The following is a 13,921-nucleotide window of genomic DNA, read 5'->3' as shown; positions in this document are numbered from 1 at the left end:
CCGGGCTGGGAGGGTTCCCAGTATCATGCGGGACAGCAGCGGGAAGCCAAGTGGAGTCGGGGAGTCGCACAATGACGAGTACTGGTCGGGCCCGGACGAGCGGGCGCCCCACCCTGGAACAGGTGGCGGTGGAGGCCGGCGTGTCCCGTGGCACCGTCTCCCGGGTGGTGAACGGCTCGCTCGAGGTGAGCCCGCGCGCGCTCAAGGCCGTCCAGGAAGCCATCCAGAAGCTGGGTTACGTGCCCAACCAGGCCGCGCGCAGCCTGGTCACCCGCCGCAGCGACACGGTGCTGCTGGTGGTCTCCGAATCCGAGGCACGCGTGTTCGGCGAGCCGTTCTTCGGCAGCCTGGTGCGCGGGCTGAGCCAGGAGCTGTCCACCACCCCGCTGCAGCTGCAGCTGATGATGGCGAGCACCGCCCGGCAACACGATCGGGTGGAACAATTGGTGCGCAACGGACACGTCGACGGGGTCGCGCTGATCTCGCTGCACGGAGACGACCCGCTCCCCCGCAACCTGGTCGCCGCCGGCGCGCCGGTCGCGCTCAACGGCAGGCCGATGTCGGACATCGGCGCCGTGCCCTACGTCGACGCGGACAACCTCTCCGGCGCCAAGGCCGCCACCGAGTACCTCTACCAGCAGGGCAGGCGGCGCATCGCCACCATCACCGGCCCGCAGGACATGGCCGCGGGCATCGACCGCCTCAGCGGGTACCGCTCGGCGCTGCGTGGCCGCCGCGGTGGCGCGCGCCTGGTCGCCCAGGGCGACTTCGGCCAGGCCAGTGGTGAAGCCGCGATGCGGGAGCTGTTGGAAAAGGACCCGCAGCTCGACGCGGTGTTCGCGGCGAGCGACCTGATGGCGGCGGGCGCGCTGCGAGCGCTGCGCACCGCGGGCAGGCGCGTGCCCGACGACGTGGCGGTGATCGGCTTCGACGACTCCGACATCGCGCGCAACGTCGACCCGATGCTCACCAGCGTCGCCCAGCCGGTCGGCCAGATGGGCCGTGAGCTGGCCAAACTGCTGATCGCCCAGATCCGCGACCCGGAAACCACGCTCAGCCCGGTCATCCTGCCCACCGAGCTGGTCACGCGCGAATCCGCCTGACCCGCGCGCCCGCGCGGTAACACTCCAGACACGGATTCTTGACACCCGAGGAGACCGGGGACACACTCGCCTGCACTGGGAGCGCTCCCATTCGGCGCGCTCTGCCACGAGACCCATCCGGAAATAGGGGCACAAGTGCGAAACCGGCCAAGAAGAACACTCACCCTGACGACGATCCTGGCGACGGCGGCCCTGCTGGCCGGCGCGTGCGGTTCGTCCGGCAGTGGCGAACCGGCGGATTCAGGCGGGCCGATCGAACTGACGATCGCCACCTTCGGCGAATTCGGTTACGAGGAGTTGCTGCGGGAGTACCAGGCGAACCACCCGAACATCAAGGTCACCGAGCGCAAGACCGGCAAAGCCGGGCCGCACCACCAGAACCTGATCGCCAAGCTCGGCGCGGGCTCCGGCCTCGCCGACATCGAGGCGATCGAGGAGGGCCACCTGTCCAACGTGCTGGACAAGGCCGCCCGGTTCAACGACCTCACCCAGATCGGCCCGGCCGACGCCGGCGCCGACCGCTGGCTGCCCTGGAAGTACGAAGCGGCCAAGAGCAAGGACGGCAAGCTGATCGGCTACGGCACCGACAGCGGCCCGCTGGCCATGTGCTACCGCAAGGACCTGCTGGAGGCGGCGAACATGCCGTCCGACCCGCAGAGCGTCAAGGCGCTGTTCGCCACCTGGGAGTCCTACTTCCAGGCCGGCCAGGAGTACGTGCAGAAATCCGGTGGCAAGCCGTGGTTCGACTCGGCGGCGCAGAACTTCAACGCCATGGTCAACCAGCAGGAGGTCGGCTACCTCGACCGCAACGACAAGCTGACCCTGGAGAACAACCCCGGCATCAAGAAGGCATGGGACCAGGTCACCGCGGCCGTGGCGCAGGGCCAGTCGGCGAAGCTGACCGCGTTCAGCAACGAGTGGAACAGCGGCTTCAAGCAGGGCGCGTTCGCCACCAAGGCCTGCCCGGCCTGGATGATCGGCGTGATCAAGGAGCAGAGCGGCCCGGAGAACGCGGGCAAGTGGGCGGTCACCGACGCCTTCCCCGGTGGCGGCGGGAACTGGGGCGGGTCCTACCTGAGCGTGCCGACGCAGTCCAAGCACCCGAAGGAGGCCGCCGAGCTGGCCGCCTGGCTGACCGCACCCGAGCAGCAGCTGCGGGCCTTCGAGGCCAAGGGCACCTTCCCCAGCCAGGTCAAGGCGCTGGAGTCGCCGCGGCTGGCCGCGCAGACCGAGCCGTTCTTCGCCGGTGAGCCCCGGATCGGTGAGCTGTTCGCCGCGCAGGCTCGCAAGATCGCGCAGCCGCAGTACAAGGGACCCGGTGACGGCCAGATCCAGGAGAACGTGACCGCGCCCGCGCTGCAGGCGGTGGAGCAGGGCACCGCGCCGGCGCAGGGCTGGCAGCAACTGGTCGACGGCGCCAAGAAGATCGTCGGGTAACGCACAGATGACCGTTGTGCAGGCACCGCGGCGGGACGCGCCTCCGGCCGTCCCGCCGCGGCCGAGCTTCCGGCAGCGACTGTCCAAATGGGACGTCAAGTTCTCGCCGTACGCCTACATCGCCCCGTTCTTCGTGGTGTTCGGGCTGGTGGGCCTGTTCCCGCTGCTCTACACCGCCTACGTTTCGCTCTACGACTGGGAGATCGGTGACGACGATCCCCCGTTCGTCGGCTTCGAAAACTACGTCCAGCTCTTCGGCGACGGCCAGTTCTGGAACGCCGTCGGCAACACGCTGTCCATCTTCGTGCTCTCCAGCGGCCCGCAGATCGTCATCGCGGTGCTGCTGGCCGCCCTGCTGAACACCCGGCTGCGCGGCCCGACGGGCTGGCGGATCGGCATCCTGATCCCGTACGCGGCCAGCCTGGTCGCCATCGGCATCATCTTCGCCAACCTGTTCGGCAACCAGTACGGCCTGCTGAACTCGATCCTGGAGATGGCCGGCATCGACCGGATCGACTGGCAGGCTGGCACGCTGTCCAGTCACGTGGCCATCGCGGTGATGGTGAACTGGCGCTGGACCGGCTACAACGCGCTGATCGTGCTCGCCGCGATGCAGGCCATCCCGAAGGAGATCAACGAGGCCGCGGTGGTCGACGGCGCGGGGCCGGTGCGCCGGTTCTTCAGCGTCACGCTGCCGCTGCTGCGCCCCACGCTGATCTTCGTGGTGATCACCTCGACCATCGGCGGCCTGCAGATCTTCACCGAGCCCAAGCTGTTCGACGTCGGCCAGGGCTCGAACAACGGCGGTTCCAGCAACCAGTTCCAGACCGTGACGCTCTACATGTACCAGCAGGGCTTCGAGAACTTCGACCTCGGCTACGCCTCGGCCATCGCCTGGGTGCTGTTCCTGCTCATCGTGGTGATCGCGCTGGTGAACTTCCTGATCACCCGGCGGCTGGCAGCCACCGAAGGAGGACGTCGATGACGCTGGCCGTGCGATCCGGTCCCCGGCCCAAGACGGCCAAGGTGGCCAAGCTGGGCAGGCCGAACTTCTTCGTCTACGCCACGCTCGCGGTTTTTGTGCTGGGCTCGCTGTTCCCGTTCTACTGGTCGTTCCTGGTGGCCAGCCGGGACAGCGGGATGCTCACCGAACGGGTGCCGCCGCTGCTGCCCGGCGGGAACTTCTTCGCCAACGCGGCCGAAGTGTTCGACTCGGTGGCGTTCTGGAAGTCGATGGGCAACAGCATCCTGGTGGCCACCTCCGTCACCCTGACCACCGTGCTGTTCTCCTCGCTGGCCGGGTTCGCCTTCGCCAAGCTGCGCTTCCGCGGCCGCGACCCGCTGTTCGTGTTCATCGTGGTGACCCTGGCGGTGCCGACGCAGCTCGGCGTGATCCCGCTGTTCATCGCGATGTCCGAGCTGGGCTGGGCCGGCGGGCTGCAGGCGGTGATCGTGCCGAACCTGGTCACCGCGTTCGGCGTGTTCTGGATGCGCCAGTACACAGTGGACGCCGTGCCGTACGAGCTGATCGAGGCGGCGCGGGTGGACGGGTGCAGCATGATCCGCATCTTCTGGCACGTCTGCCTGCCCGCGGTCCGCCCGGCGGCCGCGGTGCTGGCCATGTTCACCTTCATGACCTCGTGGAACGACTTCCTCTGGCCGCTGATCGTGCTGGACGCCGGAAACCCCACCGTCCAGCTCGCCCTGGAGCAGCTGCAGAGCGGGTACTACACCAACTACTCACTGGTGCTCGCCGGGACCACGCTGGCGACCATCCCCATCTTGATCGTCTTCCTCCTGCTGGGCCGCCAGATCGTGGCCGGCATCATGCAAGGCGCTGTGAAAGGGTGAAAATGTCGACTATTCCTCAGGAACTCGCCACCGAACCGGAGCTGCGGTTCCCGGAGAAGTTCCTCTGGGGCGCGGCGACGGCCTCGTTCCAGGTGGAGGGATCCACCACCGCGGACGGGCGGGTTCCGTCCATTTGGGACACCTTCTGCGCCAGGCCGGGCGCGGTGCGCAACGGGGACACCGGCGACCCGGCCGCCGACCACTACCGGCTGATGACCAAGGACGTGCGGTTGATGGCCGAACTCGGCCTCGGCGCGTACCGGTTCTCGCTGGCGTGGCCGCGCATCGGCACCGACCCCGCCCGCCCGAACCGCGCCGGGCTCGACTTCTACCGGCGCCTGGTGGACACCCTGCTCGAACACGGCATCACCCCGTGGCCCACGCTGTACCACTGGGACCTGCCGCAGTCGCTGGAGGACAAGGGCGGCTGGGCCAACCGCGACACCGCCCACCGCTTCGCCGAGTACACCGAGACGGTGCTGGCCGCGCTCGGTGACCGGGTGGACACCTGGACCACGCTGAACGAGCCGTGGTGCTCGGCCTTCGCCGGGTACGGCAGCGGCAGGCACGCGCCCGGCCGGACCGAGCCGGACGCCGCGGTCGCCTCCGCGCACCACCTGATGCTCGCGCACGGCCTCGCCGTCGGGGTGATCCGCTCGCACGGCCGGTCGTCGGCCGGCATCACGCTCAACCTGTTCCCGGTGCACGCGGCGAACCCGGACGACATGGCCGACGTGGAGGCCGCACGGCGGGTGGACGGGGTGCAGAACCGGATCTTCCTGGAGCCCATCCTGCAGGCGCGTTACCCGCTCGACGTGCTCGACGACCTGGCGCCGTACGGGATCAGCGAGGTGATCAAGGACGGTGACCTGAGCACCATCGCCGCGCCGATCGACATGCTCGGCGTGAACTACTACCGCGACCACCACGTGTCGGGGCATTCGGACGAAAGCTCCGGCCTGCCCTCGGAATGGGTGGGCGTGGAGTACGCGAGCTTCCCGCGCCGCGGGCTGCCGCTGACCGACTCCGGCTGGGAGACCAATCCCGGCGAGCTGACCTCGCTGCTGGTCGACCTGCACCGGAAGTACCCGCGAATGCCGTTGTACGTCACCGAAAACGGCGCTGCCTACCCGGACCAGCTGACGCCGGACGGCAGCATCGAGGACCGCGACCGCGTGGCGTTCCTGGAGTCGCACCTGGCCGCCGCGCACGAGGCGATCGACCGCGGGGTGGACCTGCGGGGTTACTTCTACTGGTCGCTGCTGGACAACTTCGAGTGGGCCGAGGGGTACGCGAAGCGGTTCGGGCTCGTGCACGTGGACTACGCGACGCAGCGGCGCACGCCGAAGCTGAGCGCGCGGCGCTACTCGGAGATCATCCGCGACAACGGCCTGCGCACGGACGGGGTCTCCTGATGGCGGCGGTGACCTATCACGCGGCGAGCCGCGTCTACCCGGGGAAGCCGCCGGTGCGCGCGGTGGACCAGCTCGACCTGGAGGTGGCCGACGGCGAGTTCCTGGTGCTGGTCGGCCCGTCCGGTTCGGGCAAGTCGACCGCGCTGCGCATGCTCGCCGGGCTCGAGGAGATCGACGAAGGCAGCGTGCGGATCGGCGCGCAGGACGTCACGTCGATCCCCTCGCGGGACCGCGACATCGCGATGGTGTTCCAGAACTACGCGCTGTACCCGCACATGTCCGTCGGCGAGAACATGGGTTTCGCGCTGAAGCTGCGGCGGACGCCGAAGGCCGAGATCAAGGAGCGCGTGCTCACCGCGGCGCGGCTGCTGGATCTGGAGCCGTACCTGGACCGCAAGCCGAAGGCGCTGTCCGGCGGTCAGCGGCAGCGGGTGGCGATGGGGCGGGCGATCGTGCGGGAGCCGTCGGTGTTCCTGATGGACGAGCCACTGTCCAATTTGGACGCCAAGCTGCGGGTGGAGACGCGGGCGAACATCGCCGCGCTGCAACGGCGGCTGGGCACGACGACGGTGTACGTCACGCACGACCAGGTCGAGGCGATGACCATGGGGCACCGGGTGGCGGTGCTCAAGGACGGCCTGCTGCAGCAGTGCGACACCCCGCGGGAACTGTACGACCACCCGGCGAACGCCTTCGTGGCGGGATTCATCGGGTCGCCGTCGATGAACCTGCTGACCGTGCCGGTCGCCGAGGGCGGGGTGCGGATCGGTTCGTATGCCGTCCCGCTGCGGCGAGACCACCTGCGGGACGCGAAGTGGGCGGGTCTGTCGGAGGTCACCGTCGGCGTGCGGCCGGAGGCGCTGCGCGTCACCGGGGCGGGCGATGACGCGATCAAGCTGACCGTGGACCTGGTGGAGGAACTCGGCGCCGACGCACTCGTGCACGGGACCACCCCGGAAGACGAGTCACTCGTCCTCCGCATCGACGGGCGACTGGCCCCTTCGATGGGCAAGTCCCTGCGCATCGCCGTCCGAGACCCAGACGAACTGCACCTCTTCCACCCGGTCACCGGAGAACGCCTGACCCGCTGAGCCCGGGGGCGGCTCATGCTCAGCCACCCGACCCCATCCTCAGCACACGTGTCACGAATGTGGCTTTCGGGACGCCTGACGTCTCGAAAGCCACATTCGTGACACCCGAGGGCAGGCCGGGCGCAAACCGGCACCCGGCAACGGCACTCAGCCACCCACCCATCCCCACCTCCCCCATCCCGGTCCACAGCCCAGAACACGGCGAAGGCCAGCTTGTCAAGGTACGCTTCCCAGCCTTGACAAGCTGGCCTTCGCCGTAGTCACACTGAAAAACCGGGATGGCATCCCAGAAATCCGGGATGCCATCCCCTGTCCTCCTACTTACACGTCGAGCCGTTCACGCTGAAGCTCGCCGGTGCCGTTGCCGGGCCGGGGCTCGAAGCGTTGAACCCGATCGTCACCGACGCCCCGGGCGCCACCGACGCGTTCCACGGCAGGTTCACCGCCGTCACCTCCGCGCCCTGCTGCGACCAGGTCGCCGACCACCCGTGCTGCAGCTGCTGGTTCCCGCTGAACGCGAACTTCAGCGTCCACCCGTTCCACGCCACCGCGCTGGTGTTCTTCAACACCACCGAAGCCGACAGCCCCGAGTTCCAGCCGTTCGCCTGGTAACTCACCGAGCAAGCCGCCGGAGGAGTATCCACTGTGGACTTCTCCGCCGCCCAGTTCGCCAGCCACGCCAGCGCCGAGTTCCAGTTGACCGTCACCTCGTTCACCGAGTACGCCTCGATGTGGTCGACGAAGCACCGCTGCGCCGGGCAGCCCTTCAGCAACCCCGCCGAGATCGGGTCCTGGAGCGCGCTGTTCGGCCCGCCCGAAAGCGCGCCCGCCGGCGCGATCGGCAGCGACGGGTCGAGCTGGTTCGCCCAGTGCCGGTGGTGCACGTTCCGCACCGGCTGCTCGCCCCACCCCGAAACGTACGAATAGTTCACCGGGTTCCGCCCGAGCAGGTAGTCCATCACGCCGAACGCGCCCTCACGGTACTTCGCCTGCTTGGTGAAGTCGTACGCCAGCGCCAGCACCACGCCGTTGTTCGCGATCAGCCCGTTCGAACCCCATTCGTACGAACCGTCCTGCGTGCGGTACGGCGCCGGGTGCCCCTGCGCGGCCATCTGCGCCAGGTGCCCGTCCGCCGTGGTGGTGATCGCCTGTCGGATCGCCGCGACATCCGCTGCGGGCAGCGCGGTCGGCACCAGCGCGAGCGTGATGTCGCCGAGCGCGCCCGTCGAGCCCCAGTCGAACCCGCGTGCGTTGAAGCTCGCGCCCTTGTACAGCGGCGAGCCGGTCAGGTCCGCCCGGTAGCCGCTCCCGCCGGTGGTGGCGAAGAGTTCCGCGGCCGCCCAGTAGAACTCGTCGGTCACCGTGCCGTCGCTGTAGGCGCCACCGCCGGTTCCGTCGTTCGGGTCGGCGAGCTTGGCCGGGTTGGCCCGCGCGGCCTGGTACGCCTTCTCCGCCGCGGCCAGCGCCTGTGCGGAGAAAGCCGGGTCGATCTCCTTCCACAGCCTCGCCGCCTGCGCCGCCACCGCGGCCAGGTTCAGCGTCGCCGCGGTGCTGGGTGCCGACAGGCGACGCACCTGCGGGTCGAGGTGCGGCAGCATGGGCAACCCGGTCCACTGCGCGTCGTGGATCTTGTGGTGCGCCATGCCCGCCAGCGGCCTGCCGTCCGGCACCTGCATCTTCAGCAGGAAGTCGACCTCCCACTTCGCTTCGTCGAGAATGTCCGGCACGCCGTTGCCGCGCTCCGGAATGGCCAGCTTGCCGTCACCCAGTGCGGAAGCGTCGCCGACGCGCAGCGCCCGCTCGTATTCGTTGAGCAGCTGCCACGCCGAGATCCCGCCGTTGACCACGTACTTCCCGTGGTCGCCCGCGTCGTACCAGCCGCCGGGCACGTCCAGCGTGTACCCGCAGTCGACCCCGGCCAGGCACGGCACGTCGTGGTCACCCTGGTTCGGCGCGACGTTCAGGTGCCCGGCGGGCCGCGCGTGCTCGGCACCGGCGTATTCCGCCTCGATCGGCGTGCCGCTGCGCTGGTGGTAGAAGAACGCGAGCGAGTCGTACCGCAGGTCCTTCAGCACGTCCGGCGAGATGTCGAACGGGTGGCTGGTGTCCGCGCCGACGGTGAGCGTGTAGCCGGTGCCCACGGTTTCGTAGGCCGAGAAGTCGACCAGGTGCACGTGCTCCCCGGAGTTCGGGTCCAGCCCCTTCGGCGTGCTCTGCCCGCTCGCCACCGCCGTGCCCGCCGCGTTCTTCAGCGTCCACGGCACCGGCGTGGTCGATTCGTTCGCCACGCTGGCGCGCTTGGGCAGGCCGGGAAGGTAGCCGGTCTGGTTGACGCGCACCGGCGCGGCCGGTTCCAGGCCCGGCGGTGGTTTCACCCCGCCGACCAGTGACACGTTGTCCACGCAGATCGTGTTGTCGAAGGACTGGCCGCCGAACCAGAAGGCGAGCTGCCCGTTCCCCGCGGTCGGGAAGTCCAAAGTGGAGTCGAAGGTGTAGGTGAAGCTCTGCGGTTCGGTGGTGAGCTGCACCTCGGTCCTGGCGATCTGCCGGTACGGGTCGACCGCCTCCCCCGCCACCGCGGAGATCGGCTGCGGGGTGGCCGCCCGCGCGTCGAACTTCAGCGTGTAGGGCTGCCCGGCTTCGAAGGCGACGCCGTTCTGGCCGACGAGCGCGTCGTAGCCGTTGACCGTGCCACCGGTGACCTCCGTGCAGAACTCGCCGCCGACCACCGAGCCGGTGGTGCCCGCGCCGTTCCACCACGGATTGACCTCACCGCTGGCGAAATCCCCGTTGACCACGCGTTCGTATTCGGCCGCCGCCGCGGCCGGCGGCAGCGCCAGCAGACCGGCGCCGAGCAGCGCGCCGGTGGCGGTCAGCGCACGCCATCGTGCTCTGTTCCCCATCGAATGGATCTCCTTCTGGCGAGAAAGGGTGGATGGCCGCCGTAATTCCAGCTTGGACCGAGCGTTGACCTCGGGAAACGGCGACTAGGAGCGCTCCCAGAAGGTACCCGCGGGGCGCGCGGTTTGGGAAGATGGACCGACCACCGGGACGGTCCGTGTCCCCCGCCTGGCGGACCGGTCACCCCTTTGGCCCAGCTCGCTGGACAAATCGGGCGGGCCCACCGCTACCGCTATTCCCCCGGCCGGTGCGGCCGCGCTATGGTTTTCCTCCACTTGGGAGCGCTTCCACACGGATTTCCCCGCGCGCGCTCGGGCACGCGGAGATGCAGGAAAGAAAGGAAGCGAAGAGTGACAAAGAAAAGGGCGGGTACCGCACTCGCCGCCGCCACCGCTCTGGTGGCGGGATTGCTCACCATGGTGCTCGGCGCGCCCGGCGCGTCGGCACACGGCGCGCTGATGAAAGCGGGCAGCCGGACCTTCCTCTGCTGGCAGGACGGGCTCACCCCGCAGGGCAATATCGTGCCGGTCAATCCCGCGTGTTCGGCGGCGGTGAACCAGAGCGGCGCGAATTCGCTCTACAACTGGTTCTCCGTGCTCCGGTCGGACGGGGCCGGCCGCACCCGCGGCTTCATCCCGGACGGCCAGCTGTGCTCGGGCGGCAACCCGAGCTTCGCCGGCTTCAACGGGACCGGGAACTGGCCGCTGACGCATCTGACCTCGGGCGCCAACTTCAACTTCTCCTACAACGCCTGGGCCGCGCATCCCGGCTGGTTCTACCTCTACGTGACCAAGAACGGCTGGAATCCCGACGCCCCGCTGCGCTGGGACGACCTGGAGGAGCAGCCGTTCCTGACCGTGGACCACCCGCAGGTCACCGGCGCGGTGGGCAGCGTGGAAGGGCAGTACAAGTGGTCCGGCGCGCTGCCGTCGGGCAAGAGCGGGCGCCACATCATCTACTCGGTGTGGAAGCGCTCGGACAGCGCGGAGACCTTCTACGGCTGCTCCGACGTCACCTTCGACGGCGGGAACGGCGAGGTCACCGGGGTCAAGGACGCCACCGGCAGCCCCGGCGGCCCGGGCACCCCGGCCGGCAGCTGCACGGCCGAGTACGCGGTCACCAGCACCTGGAACGGCGGGCACCAGGCCGAGGTCACCGTGAAGAACGCCGGTACCGCCCCGCTTTCGGGCTGGCGGGCGAACTGGACGCTGCCCACCGGGCAGACGATCAACAGCGTCTGGAACGGCACCCAGACGCAGTCGGGTGATCAGGTGACCGTGCGCAACGTGGACTGGAACGCCGCGCTGGCGGCGGGCGGCACCACGAAGTTCGGGCTTTCGGTGAACTCGCCGGGCAGTGCTCCGGCGGTGCCCGCGATCACCTGCCAGAGCCCGTAACCCCACCCGGTAACACCGGCAACACTGAGGCGGCGGCCTCAGTGATGCCCGTGCTCGGGGTCGGCGTAGACGCAGCCGTCCACGTCGGCGGGCACCCGCGGCACCCGCTCGTCGTGGTAGTCGCAACGGAAGTAGTACAGGTCCAGCGCGCTGACGCCGAGGAAACCGGCCGAAACCGCGAATCCGTTGCCGAAGGCGAAGGTGGGCCCGTCCCCGATCTTCCCTTCGGTCATCGCCTGCCGCCAGGACCGCTGGAACTCGATTTGCCGATCACCGCCGAACAACAGCAGGCCGACCTTCGGGTATTCGGCCGAGACCGCGCACGTGGCCCATTCGGTGACATAGGGCTCGTAGAGCGCGGCGATATCGGAACCGACGAAGGCACGCAGATCCGCGGGCTTTTCCCGGACCACGCGCTCGCATTCACCGGCTTTCTCCTCGACCCAGCCGATCACCTGGTCCATCGTGTCCAGCCGCTCGGTCAGCGCGGCCGAACCGCGTTCGGCACGCGGCTGCTGTTCACCGTCCGCGGTACACCCGGTGAGCACACCCAGCGCGACGAGCACGGCGGCACCGACCCGGTACATGCGGCCTCCAAGACTGGTTTTGGGAGCGCTTCCAGTTCGCGCCAGCTCATTCACCGTAGCCCGCGATCGCCTGGGGGACAACGCTTCGTACACCGGTGGTCACACCACTCTTCCCAAACGCCGCCGGTCCGGCCTACACTTCTGGGAGCGCTCCCAAATGTGGATCACCAAAGACCTCAACGAGGAGGCCGCAAGTGCCCCACCGCCGCTCACCGGTCCCGCCGGCGCTGTTCGCGGCCGCCGTCCTGCTCACCACCGCACTCGCCACGCCCGCCGTTTCGGCGCCGGCGGCGGGGTTCAACTACGGCGAGGCGCTCCAGAAGTCGATCCTGTTCTACGACGCCCAGCGCTCCGGCGTCCTCGGCCCCGGCAACCGGGTCAACTGGCGCGGTGACTCCGGCCTCGCCGACGGCCAGGACGCCGGTCTCGACCTCACCGGCGGCTTCTACGACGCCGGTGACCACGTGAAGTTCGGCCTGCCGTTCGCCGCCAGCATGACCATGCTGGCCTGGGGCGCGGTCGAGGAACCGGCCGCGTACCAGCGTTCCGGCCAGCTGCCGCACCTGAAGGCGAACCTGAAGCACGGCACCGACTGGCTGCTCAAGGCCCATCCCGAGCCGAACGTCCTCTATGGACAGGTCGGCAGCGGGAACCCCGACCACGCCTGGTGGGGCCCGGCCGAGGTGATGCCGATGGCGCGGCCCGCGTACAAGATCGACGCGAGCTGCCCCGGTTCGGACCTGGCCGGCGAGGCCGCCGCGGCACTGGCCGCTTCGTCGATGGTCTTCGCCGGTGACGATCCGGCGTACGCGAACACCCTGGTCCAGCACGCGAAGCAGCTCTACCAGTTCGCCGACACCCATCGCGGCAAGTACAGCGACTGCATCACCGACGCGGCGAACTTCTACCGGTCGTGGAGCGGGTACGCCGACGAGCTGGTGTGGGGTGCGGCCTGGCTGTACCGCGCCACCGGCGACACCGCCTACCTGGCCAAGGCCGAAGCCGCCTACGACAACCTGGCCACCGAGCCGCAGAGCAGCGAACGGTCCTACCGGTGGACGATCGCCTGGGACGACAAGTCCTACGGCACCTACGTGCTGCTCGCCGAGCTGACCGGCGGCGAGCGCTACTTCACCGACGCCAACCGCTGGCTCGACTACTGGACCGTGGGCCACAACGGCCAGCGCGTGCGCTACTCCCCCGGTGGCCAGGCGCACCTGGACACCTGGGGCTCGCTGCGCTACGCCGCCAACACCGCGTTCGCCGCGCTGGTGCACAGCGAGAACGTGACCGACCCGGTGCGCAAGGCGCGGTACCACGACTTCGGCGTCCGGCAGATCGACTACACTCTCGGCGACAATCCGCGGAAGTCGAGCTACCTGATCGGCTTCGGGCAGAACTCACCGCGCAACCCGCACCACCGCACCGCGCACGGCAGCTGGACCGACAACCTCCAGCAGCCCGCGCAGAACCGGCACGTGCTGTACGGCGCGCTCGTCGGCGGCCCCGGCCAGCCCGACGATTCCTATGTGGACAACCGCGGCGACTACGTGGCGAACGAGGTCGCGCTCGACTACAACGCCGCCTACACCGGTGCGCTGGCCAAGCTGTACGACGAGTTCGGCGGCACCCCGCTGGCGAACTTCCCGGTACCGGAGGTCCCCGACGGTCCCGAGCTGTACGTGCAGGGCGCGGTCACCCAGCAGAGCACGAACTTCACCGAGGTGAAGATGTACGTGCTGAACACCTCGGCCTGGCCCGCGCGGGCGCTGACCGGCGGCAAGGTCCGCTACTACTTCACCCTCGACGGCACCACCACTCCCGCCCAGCTTTCCGTGGCCACCCACTACAACCAGTGCGGCACGCCGTCGGCGCCGATCCAGCACGCCGGGAACGTGTACTACGTCGAAGTGCCGTGCCCGGCGACGATCGCCCCGGCCGGGCAGAGCGCCCACCGCAAGGAGATCCAGCTCCGGATCACCAGTGCGGGCACCTGGAACCCGGCCGACGACTGGTCCTACGCCGGGCTGCCGTCCGGCAGCGGCGCGCAACCGGCGAACACCTCGCGGGTCGTGCTGACCGACGCCGGCGGCACGCCGGTGTGGGGCGAAACCCCGGCCGGCTGAGCCGGTCACCAGA

Annotated in this window: 10 protein-coding genes; 8 read left to right on the top strand and 2 right to left on the bottom strand. The window is 69.3% G+C overall.

The window, feature by feature from the left end; translation table 11 throughout:
* The first annotated feature begins 122 nt into the window (after positions 1–122).
* The 6 genes from A4R43_RS06550 (at position 123) to A4R43_RS06525 (ending at position 6,897) form a co-directional block, all read left to right on the top strand.
* Complete coding sequence (locus A4R43_RS06550; protein ID WP_236808804.1) at positions 123–1,103, top strand: LacI family DNA-binding transcriptional regulator; 981 nt, start codon at positions 123–125, stop codon at positions 1,101–1,103.
* A 135-nt stretch (positions 1,104–1,238) separates the two neighbouring features.
* Positions 1,239–2,540: an ABC transporter substrate-binding protein gene (locus tag A4R43_RS06545; protein WP_418190809.1), complete on the top strand. Its 1,302-nt coding sequence runs from the start codon at positions 1,239–1,241 to the stop codon at positions 2,538–2,540.
* A gap of 7 nt (positions 2,541–2,547) precedes the next feature.
* A complete protein-coding gene (locus A4R43_RS06540) occupies positions 2,548–3,525 on the top strand; it encodes a carbohydrate ABC transporter permease (RefSeq protein WP_113691490.1) in 978 nt (325 codons plus the stop codon).
* Positions 3,522–4,391 carry a carbohydrate ABC transporter permease gene (locus A4R43_RS06535; protein ID WP_113691489.1) on the top strand — a complete coding sequence of 290 codons (870 nt, stop codon included), beginning with the start codon at positions 3,522–3,524 and terminating at the stop codon, positions 4,389–4,391. The genes A4R43_RS06540 and A4R43_RS06535 overlap by 4 nt, the downstream gene beginning before the upstream one ends.
* 2 nt (positions 4,392–4,393) lie before the next feature.
* Positions 4,394–5,806 (top strand): GH1 family beta-glucosidase, encoded by a 1,413-nt coding sequence (locus A4R43_RS06530; protein ID WP_113691488.1) that lies wholly within the window; start codon positions 4,394–4,396, stop codon positions 5,804–5,806.
* Positions 5,806–6,897: an ABC transporter ATP-binding protein gene (locus tag A4R43_RS06525; protein ID WP_113691487.1), complete on the top strand. Its 1,092-nt coding sequence runs from the start codon at positions 5,806–5,808 to the stop codon at positions 6,895–6,897. The genes A4R43_RS06530 and A4R43_RS06525 overlap by 1 nt, the downstream gene beginning before the upstream one ends.
* A 317-nt stretch (positions 6,898–7,214) precedes the next feature.
* Here A4R43_RS06525 and A4R43_RS06520 read toward each other — a convergent pair whose 3' ends face one another.
* Complete coding sequence (locus tag A4R43_RS06520; protein WP_113691486.1) at positions 7,215–9,800, bottom strand: glycoside hydrolase family 9 protein; 2,586 nt, start codon at positions 9,798–9,800, stop codon at positions 7,215–7,217.
* Positions 9,801–10,148: 348 nt separating this feature from the next.
* Here A4R43_RS06520 and A4R43_RS06515 point away from each other — a divergent pair, with 348 nt between their 5' ends.
* Positions 10,149–11,195 carry a lytic polysaccharide monooxygenase auxiliary activity family 9 protein gene (locus A4R43_RS06515; RefSeq protein ID WP_162788344.1) on the top strand — a complete coding sequence of 349 codons (1,047 nt, stop codon included), beginning with the start codon at positions 10,149–10,151 and terminating at the stop codon, positions 11,193–11,195.
* A 38-nt stretch (positions 11,196–11,233) separates the two neighbouring features.
* Here the strand turns inward: A4R43_RS06515 and A4R43_RS06510 are convergent, their stop codons facing one another.
* Positions 11,234–11,782, bottom strand: a complete 549-nt coding sequence (locus A4R43_RS06510) for a hypothetical protein (RefSeq protein ID WP_113691484.1) — start codon at positions 11,780–11,782, stop codon at positions 11,234–11,236.
* Between the two features lie 194 nt (positions 11,783–11,976).
* On the opposite strand from A4R43_RS06510, the gene A4R43_RS06505 reads away from it, so the two are divergent.
* Positions 11,977–13,908: a glycoside hydrolase family 9 protein gene (locus A4R43_RS06505; RefSeq protein ID WP_113691483.1), complete on the top strand. Its 1,932-nt coding sequence runs from the start codon at positions 11,977–11,979 to the stop codon at positions 13,906–13,908.
* Positions 13,909–13,921 lie beyond the last annotated feature (13 nt).

Origin of the sequence: Amycolatopsis albispora, from assembly GCF_003312875.1 — a bacterium.
In the GTDB taxonomy this organism is placed as follows: Bacteria; Actinomycetota; Actinomycetes; order Mycobacteriales; family Pseudonocardiaceae; genus Amycolatopsis; species Amycolatopsis albispora.
Note: the sequence above shows the minus strand (reverse complement) of the source record. Positions and strands in the feature narration are given on the sequence as shown.